The organism is Streptomyces sp. NPDC104831 (assembly GCF_055583025.1).
Window position 1 is genome coordinate 1 of the sequence record NZ_JBVJOT010000124.1, and the last position, 5,889, is coordinate 5,889.

At 74.8% G+C, this 5,889-nt stretch carries 8 protein-coding genes and 1 pseudogene; 6 read left to right on the forward strand and 3 right to left on the reverse strand.

The window, feature by feature from the left end; translation table 11 throughout:
• Positions 1 to 215 precede the first annotated feature (215 nt).
• Positions 216 to 410, reverse strand: coding sequence for a DUF2795 domain-containing protein (locus tag ACZ63H_RS38280; RefSeq protein WP_318205046.1), 195 nt, complete (start codon positions 408 to 410; stop codon positions 216 to 218).
• Positions 411 to 590: 180 nt separating this feature from the next.
• On the opposite strand from ACZ63H_RS38280, the gene ACZ63H_RS38285 reads away from it, so the two are divergent.
• The 4 genes from ACZ63H_RS38285 (at position 591) to ACZ63H_RS38300 (ending at position 3,569) form a co-directional block, all read left to right on the forward strand.
• A complete protein-coding gene (locus ACZ63H_RS38285) occupies positions 591 to 734 on the forward strand; it encodes a hypothetical protein (RefSeq protein WP_469873076.1) in 144 nt (47 codons plus the stop codon).
• Positions 735 to 742: 8 nt separating this feature from the next.
• The gene (locus tag ACZ63H_RS38290) at positions 743 to 1,057 is read left to right on the forward strand and encodes a DUF2795 domain-containing protein (protein WP_469873077.1); all 315 of its coding nucleotides are present in this window, start codon (positions 743 to 745) and stop codon (positions 1,055 to 1,057) included.
• Positions 1,058 to 1,388: 331 nt separating this feature from the next.
• Positions 1,389 to 2,897, forward strand: a complete 1,509-nt coding sequence (locus ACZ63H_RS38295; protein WP_469873078.1) for a purine-cytosine permease family protein — start codon at positions 1,389 to 1,391, stop codon at positions 2,895 to 2,897.
• Between the two features lie 273 nt (positions 2,898 to 3,170).
• Positions 3,171 to 3,569 carry an SseB family protein gene (locus ACZ63H_RS38300; RefSeq protein WP_469873079.1) on the forward strand — a complete coding sequence of 133 codons (399 nt, stop codon included), beginning with the start codon at positions 3,171 to 3,173 and terminating at the stop codon, positions 3,567 to 3,569.
• Positions 3,570 to 3,813: 244 nt separating this feature from the next.
• On the opposite strand, the gene ACZ63H_RS38305 is transcribed toward ACZ63H_RS38300, so the two are convergent.
• Positions 3,814 to 4,212, reverse strand: a complete 399-nt coding sequence (locus ACZ63H_RS38305) for a MarR family winged helix-turn-helix transcriptional regulator (protein WP_467935442.1) — start codon at positions 4,210 to 4,212, stop codon at positions 3,814 to 3,816.
• A 73-nt stretch (positions 4,213 to 4,285) separates the two neighbouring features.
• A complete protein-coding gene (locus tag ACZ63H_RS38310) occupies positions 4,286 to 4,636 on the reverse strand; it encodes a VOC family protein (RefSeq protein WP_469873080.1) in 351 nt (116 codons plus the stop codon).
• Between the two features lie 227 nt (positions 4,637 to 4,863).
• Between ACZ63H_RS38310 and ACZ63H_RS38315 the strand changes: the two genes are divergently transcribed.
• Together ACZ63H_RS38315 and ACZ63H_RS38320 are read left to right on the forward strand one after the other, a co-directional pair.
• Positions 4,864 to 5,121 (forward strand): ATP-binding protein, encoded by a 258-nt coding sequence (locus ACZ63H_RS38315; RefSeq protein WP_469873081.1) that lies wholly within the window; start codon positions 4,864 to 4,866, stop codon positions 5,119 to 5,121.
• A pseudogene (locus ACZ63H_RS38320) lies at positions 5,118 to 5,749 on the forward strand (response regulator transcription factor). The gene ACZ63H_RS38315 and the pseudogene ACZ63H_RS38320 overlap by 4 nt, the downstream one beginning before the upstream one ends.
• Positions 5,750 to 5,889 lie beyond the last annotated feature (140 nt).

Consider the following 5,889-nt stretch of genomic DNA (forward strand, 5'->3'; position numbering starts at 1 on the left):
CGACCCGCGCAACTACCTGGCCTTTCTCGGCCTCGCCGCCGCCCTGTGCTGCTACAAGCGACTCATCCGCCTCACCACGTAGGACACGGTCTTAGTCGCCGACCGCCCTGTGACGGTTGTCACCCCGGCCCGGGTCACCGGATGTGCGTGCGCGGCGGCCGAACCCGGCCGGCCGCCGCGCACCCGTGTCTTTCCGTCCTGTCGGCCGAGTGCCGTCACTCGTTCCGGAAGACGGCCTTGCTGACCTCGGCGGGGTTCTCGAACTTCTTCTTCCCGAGGTGGGAGATGCGCTCGGTGATCTCCTTCGGCGCGTGGTTCTTCTCGGCGACCTTCCGAAGCTGGTCGGTGTCGGCCGGGTAGTCCACGCCGGACAGGGCTTTCTGCAGATCAGGTGGGGTGATGCCCGCCATGGTCCCTCCAGGCAGTGCGTTGGTGTCCGGACCGGCGCCCGATGTCGCGCCGGGACTGCACAGGTACCCCTCCGACCGAAGCGGATTCAGAAATTCCGGTAGGTGATGGGGCGCGCGGCCGGCGGGTACCCGACGGCGTGACCGGCAGGGGACCGCGCAGGACGCGTAGGAGAGGACCCGATGAGCGAGAACACCCCATCGCAGGCCGAGGGCGAGCGGGAACCGGACGCCCTCGACGCCGAGCAGCCACCCCGCACCACTCCCTCCCAGGCGGAGGGGGAGGACACCGCCGAAGAGGACCAGGAACAGGAGGACGGCGCGTAGGAGGCGTCATGAGCACGGCACACACCAGCGTCCCCGAGGTGCTGGACGCGCTGCGGGACGTGACCTACCCGGCCGGCAAGGAACAGCTGGTCTCGGCCGCCCGGCGGGCCGGGGCCTCCCGGGAGGTCGTCGAGGCCCTGCGCGGCATGCCCGCCGAGCAGTACGCCGGCCGCACCGAGGTCGCGCGGTCGGTCCGGGTGGAACCGGGCTTCGACCTCGGCCTCGACACCGGCCGGCCGGCACGGCGCGGCGGCCGGCCGGTGCTCTCCCGGCATCTGCGGGAAGAGCCGAAGAACCCGATCCAGGAGGAGTTCGACCGCTGACCCCGGCAACCGTCCGCCGAACGGGACGCGGCACCGTCCGCGTCCCGTCCGGCGGCGAGCCGCGTCCGCGGGTGCCCGCGCGGGCGCGCGCCCGGCCGTCGGCGTACTCGCGCGGCCCGGCCGGCGGCTTCACCCGTGGCGCTCATCCGCCGCCACCGCCACCGGGATCCCGCAACGACGGCGCTCGTGGCCGGATCCACCTCCTCCCTCCGCCGCGGACCGGACTCGCCTCCACCGCGCGGCCGGCCGCACTCCACCCGACTCCTTGACCGCGTTCCCGGGTGCGACCTAGCGTGACGCGGACATCCGGACAGGCAGGTCGGGAGGCTCGGTGACGGCGGATCCGCACGGCCCCGGCGGCGGGGTGCCCGCCCGGCGCCGGGCGCGGGTGGAGACACGCGGCCTCGACGTCATCGGGGACGCGGAGCGCAAGGGCACCCCCCGCACCCTGTTCTGGCCCTGGTTCGGCGCCAACGTCTCCGTCCTCGGCCTCGGCTACGGCGCGTTCGCGTTCGGCTTCGGCATCTCCTTCCGGCAGGCCCTCGCCGCCGGTGTGCTCGGCATCGTCGCCTCCTTCCTGCTGTGCGGCTTCGTCGCGGTCGCCGGCAAGCGCGGCTCGGCACCGACCATGGTCCTCAGCCGCGCCGCGTACGGCGTGCGCGGCAACCGGCTGCCGTCCGTCGTCTCCTGGCTGCTCACCGTCGGCTGGGAGACCGTCCTCACCGCGCTCGCCACGATGGCCACCGCGACCGTCCTCGGCAGCCTCGGCCACGGCGGCGGCACCGGGACCAAGGCCGTCGCCCTCGGCGTGGTGGCCGCGCTGACCGTCGTCGGCGGAGTGATGGGCTTCGACCTGATCATGCGGCTGCAGACCTGGATCACCCTGGTGACGGGCGTCCTCACGCTCGTCTACGTCGCCCTCGTCGCCGACCGGATCCACTGGAGCACGGTCGACGCCCTCCCGGCCGGCCCGGCACAGCGGTTCATCGGCGCGCTGGTGTTCATGATGACCGGTTTCGGCCTCGGCTGGGTCAACGCCGCCGCCGACTACTCCCGCTACCTGCCCCGGAACTCCTCGGGCCGGGGCGTCGTCGGCTGGACCACGTTCGGCGCGTCCCTGGCCCCGCTGGTGCTGCTGGTCTTCGGCCTGCTGCTGGCCGGCTCCTCCCCGGAGCTGAGCCGTGCCATCGCCGCGGATCCGATCGGCGCGCTGGCCGCCCTCCTGCCGGCCTGGTTCCTGGTGCCGTTCGCCGTGGTCGCCGTGCTCGGCCTGGTCGGCGGCGCCGTCCTCGACATCTACTCCTCCGGCCTGGCCCTGCTCTCCGCCGGCCTGCGGGTACCCCGCTACCTGGCCGCCCTCCTCGACGGCCTCCTGATGATCGCGGGCTCGGTGTACATCGTGTTCTTCGCCGACGACTTCCTCGGCCAGTTCATGGGATTCCTCACCACACTCGGCGTGCCCATCGCGGCCTGGGCGGGCGTCATGCTCGCCGACCTGGCGCTGCGCCGCCGCGACTACGACGAGGGCGACCTGTACCGCCCGCACGGCCGCTACGGCGACGTCCCCCTCCTCCCGCAGTGCCTCACCCTGGCCGCCACCGCCGTCGGCTGGGGCCTGGTCACCAACACCGCCGCGCACTGGCTCACCTGGCAGGGGTATCTGCTGGCACCGTTCGGGCTGGGCGGCCGGACCGGGCCCTGGGCGTACGCCAACCTCGGCGTCCTCGTGGCCCTGGCGCTGGCCTTCCTCGGCACGCTGCCGACGGCCCGGACCCGGGTACGGCGCCAGGAGGCGCCGGCACCCGGCCCGGCCCCCCACCGGGAGGCGGCGCGTCCGTGAGCCCCGGGCGCTCCTCACCGGCATCGGCGTGACCCCGCGAGACCGGGCGGGCCGCGTCGCCCGCCCCCGCTTCCCGGCGGGGACGCGCCGTGACCGGCGTCCACGTCCCGGGAACGCCCCGCACCCCGCGCATTCGGATCCGTCTGTGTGTTCCGGACCCATGTGCTTCGCACACGCATGCCCCGCACCCCACCGGGTACGCGAGGCGGGAGCACGCCCGGAGCGCCGAGCCGTCCGGGCAGCCCGTACGACTGCCGACCCTGGGGACCAGCCATGGAGACATCCGCACACGCCGACCCGCCCACACCGGCCCAGCAGGCACTGGACGCGCTGACCGTCAACGCCGAGGACCAGACGGCCCTGGACACCCTCGCCCACAGTGACGTGCTCGTCCCGGTACCGGACGACGCGTTGGACGGAGAGGGCGCCGACGCCACGACGGTGGCCCTGCCCGTCCTCGAACAACCCGGCGGCGACGCGGTCGTCCCGGTGTTCACCACCGAGGGCGAGATGACCGATCTGCTGCCCTTCGTCTCGCGCTACCGTCTCATCCCGCTCGGCGCGCTCGCCGCGCAGTGGCCGGACGAGAACCTCTCCCTCGCCATCGACGGCAGCTCCTCCCACGCGCTGACCCTCACCTCGCAAGGGGTCCGCACGCTGCTGGCCCGCTGAGCCGCACGGACACGTCCCACGGGCGCCGCCGGGGCATCCCCCCCGGCGGCGCCCGCGTCCGTACCGACCGACCGGCGGGCCCATGGCCCCGGGGCCCGGCGGGCCGACGCACCGCCCGTTGCGCCACGGCGACGGCCCCGGCGCAGGCCGTCCGGAACTGGCCCCCCGCCGCCGGTGGTCACCGGCCCGCAGGGAGGGAAGAGCACGGCGCCGAGGTGCTGCCGGTCGGCGCGGAATTGGTGTTCTAGGACTCCTGCCCGGCCAGCAGGCGCCGCAGCACCGCCCGCTGGAGCGGCAGCACCTCGGCGTGCAGCGCACGGCCCTTGGGGGTGAGCGCCACCCACACCCCGCGCCGGTCCTCCGCGCACACCGAGCGCTCCACCAGACCGTCCTTCTCCAGCCGGCCGATCAGCCGGGACAGCGCGCTCTGGCTGAGGTGCACCCGGCCGACCAGGTTCTGCACCCGGCACTGCTCGCCCTGCTCGGGCGGCTCCGTGGCCAGCAGATCCAGCACCTCGAAGTCGCTGGCGCCCAGTCCGTGCGGGTGCAGGACACGGTCGATCTCGCACATCGTGCGCGCGTGCACGGCGAGGATGTCCCGCCAGCGTTCCTCCAGCCGGGTCTCGGCCGTCTTGACTGCCATAACCGCACGGTAGCACCGAACCGGCCACTCGTTGAGTGTGCAACTAGTGCCTGGTCGGGCGGTCGCGACGGCCTCAGGCCGCCGGGTCTTGGAGCAGCCCCAGGTGGTTGCCGTCGGCGTCCTTCACGAAGGCGATCAGCCGCCCGCCACCGACGTCCTGCGCGTCCTGGAGCAGCTCGGCGCCCGCCGCCAGCAGCGCCGCGAGCCGCTCCGGCAGGTCCGCCACGTGCCAGTACGGCACCGGCCCGGTCATCCCCTTGGCGTGCCCGTTCGGGTCGAGGCCGATGTCCTGGCCGGCGGCCTTGTAGCCGACGTAGTACGGCTCGTCCGCGTACGGCTCGACGCCGAGCAGCGCGCCGAACAGGGCCTTGGCGCGGTCCAGGTCCTTGACCGGGTAGATGATCGTCTGCAGGCCGGCGGCCATGATGCTCACTCCTTCGCACAGCGGTGCCCGACAGCGCGGGCGGGCACCGGCGGCTTCCCCGCCGGTGCCCCCAACGCTAGGGCCGGACGGCCCGCGGCGGCTTCTCCGATCCTGACCGGTTGCCGTCACTCGTTGCGCAGCACCTCGGCGAGCAGCCGCAGCCGGTCCCCGAGCCGCACCCCGTTGCGGCGCAGGAACGGCGGCCCGGCCACCACCTCCCCGCTCCGGTGCATCCAGCGCCCGGTCGCCACGCCGGCCACGCCCTGCGCGTCGAGATCCTCAGCACCGGACCCAGCGTGCTCACCGGCACCGCGTCGGCGGCCGGCACCGGTGGCCCACGTCCCGCCGGGAGACCGCACGGCGAGGGCACCGGACGCGGTCTGCTCGGCCTGCGCGAGCGGGCCGCCCTGTACGGCGGTGAGCTGGACGCCCGGCGCAGACTCGGCGGCGGCTTCCGCGTCCGCATACCCCTGGACCGGCCGTGACCCCGGACGCGTCCGGACGGGCGCCCCGCGTCCTGATCGCCGACGACCGGACGCTGATCCGCAGCGGCTTCCGGCTGATCCTCACCGCCCGCGGCATCGAGGTCGTGGGCGAGGCCGCCGACGGCGCCGAGGCCGTCGCCGCGGGCCGCGAACTGCGGCCGGACGTCGCCCTCATGGACATCCGCATGCCGGTCATGGACGGCCTGGAGGCCACCCGCCGCATCCTGGCCGAGGCACCCGGCTGCCGGGTGCTCATGCTGACCACCTTCGACCTGGACCGGTACGTGTACACGGCCCTGTCCCTCGGGGCCGTACGGCTCGTCGGCACCGGCGACGCCCTGCTCGCCCCGCAGATCACCCGGCGCCTGGTGGAGCGCTACGCGGCCGCGGCCGGCCGGCCTCGGCCGCGCCCGCCGGCCTGACCGCGCTCACCCCGCGCGAACGGGAGGTGCTCACCCTGATGGGCCGGGGCCTGTCCGACACGGAACTGGCCGCCGAACCGACGCTCAGCGAGGCCACGGTGAAGTCCCACGTGGCCCGCATCTTCGCCAAACTCGGCCTGCGCGACCGCGCCCAGGCGGTGGTCGTCGCCTACGAGACGGGCCTGGTGAGACCGGGGACACGGTGACGGGGGCTCGTCGCCGTCCTCGGACCGGTGTGCTGGTTCCGCGCCCCGCCACGCCGTGGGGGGGGGGGGGGGGGGGGGGGGGGGGGGGGGGGGGGTGAGGGGGGGGGGGGGGGGGGGGGGGGGGGGGGGGGGGGGGGGAG

Excerpts from the sequence above, each read along its gene's own strand:
- ACZ63H_RS38280 (WP_318205046.1), bottom strand. The coding sequence starts at position 410 with ATGGCGGGCATCACCCCACCTGATCTGCAGAAAGCCCTGTCCGGCGTG.
- ACZ63H_RS38285 (WP_469873076.1), top strand. The coding sequence starts at position 591 with ATGAGCGAGAACACCCCATCGCAGGCCGAGGGCGAGCGGGAACCGGAC.
- ACZ63H_RS38290 (WP_469873077.1), top strand. The coding sequence starts at position 743 with ATGAGCACGGCACACACCAGCGTCCCCGAGGTGCTGGACGCGCTGCGG.
- ACZ63H_RS38300 (WP_469873079.1), top strand. The coding sequence starts at position 3,171 with ATGGAGACATCCGCACACGCCGACCCGCCCACACCGGCCCAGCAGGCA.
- ACZ63H_RS38305 (WP_467935442.1), bottom strand. The coding sequence starts at position 4,212 with ATGGCAGTCAAGACGGCCGAGACCCGGCTGGAGGAACGCTGGCGGGAC.
- ACZ63H_RS38310 (WP_469873080.1), bottom strand. The coding sequence starts at position 4,636 with ATGGCCGCCGGCCTGCAGACGATCATCTACCCGGTCAAGGACCTGGAC.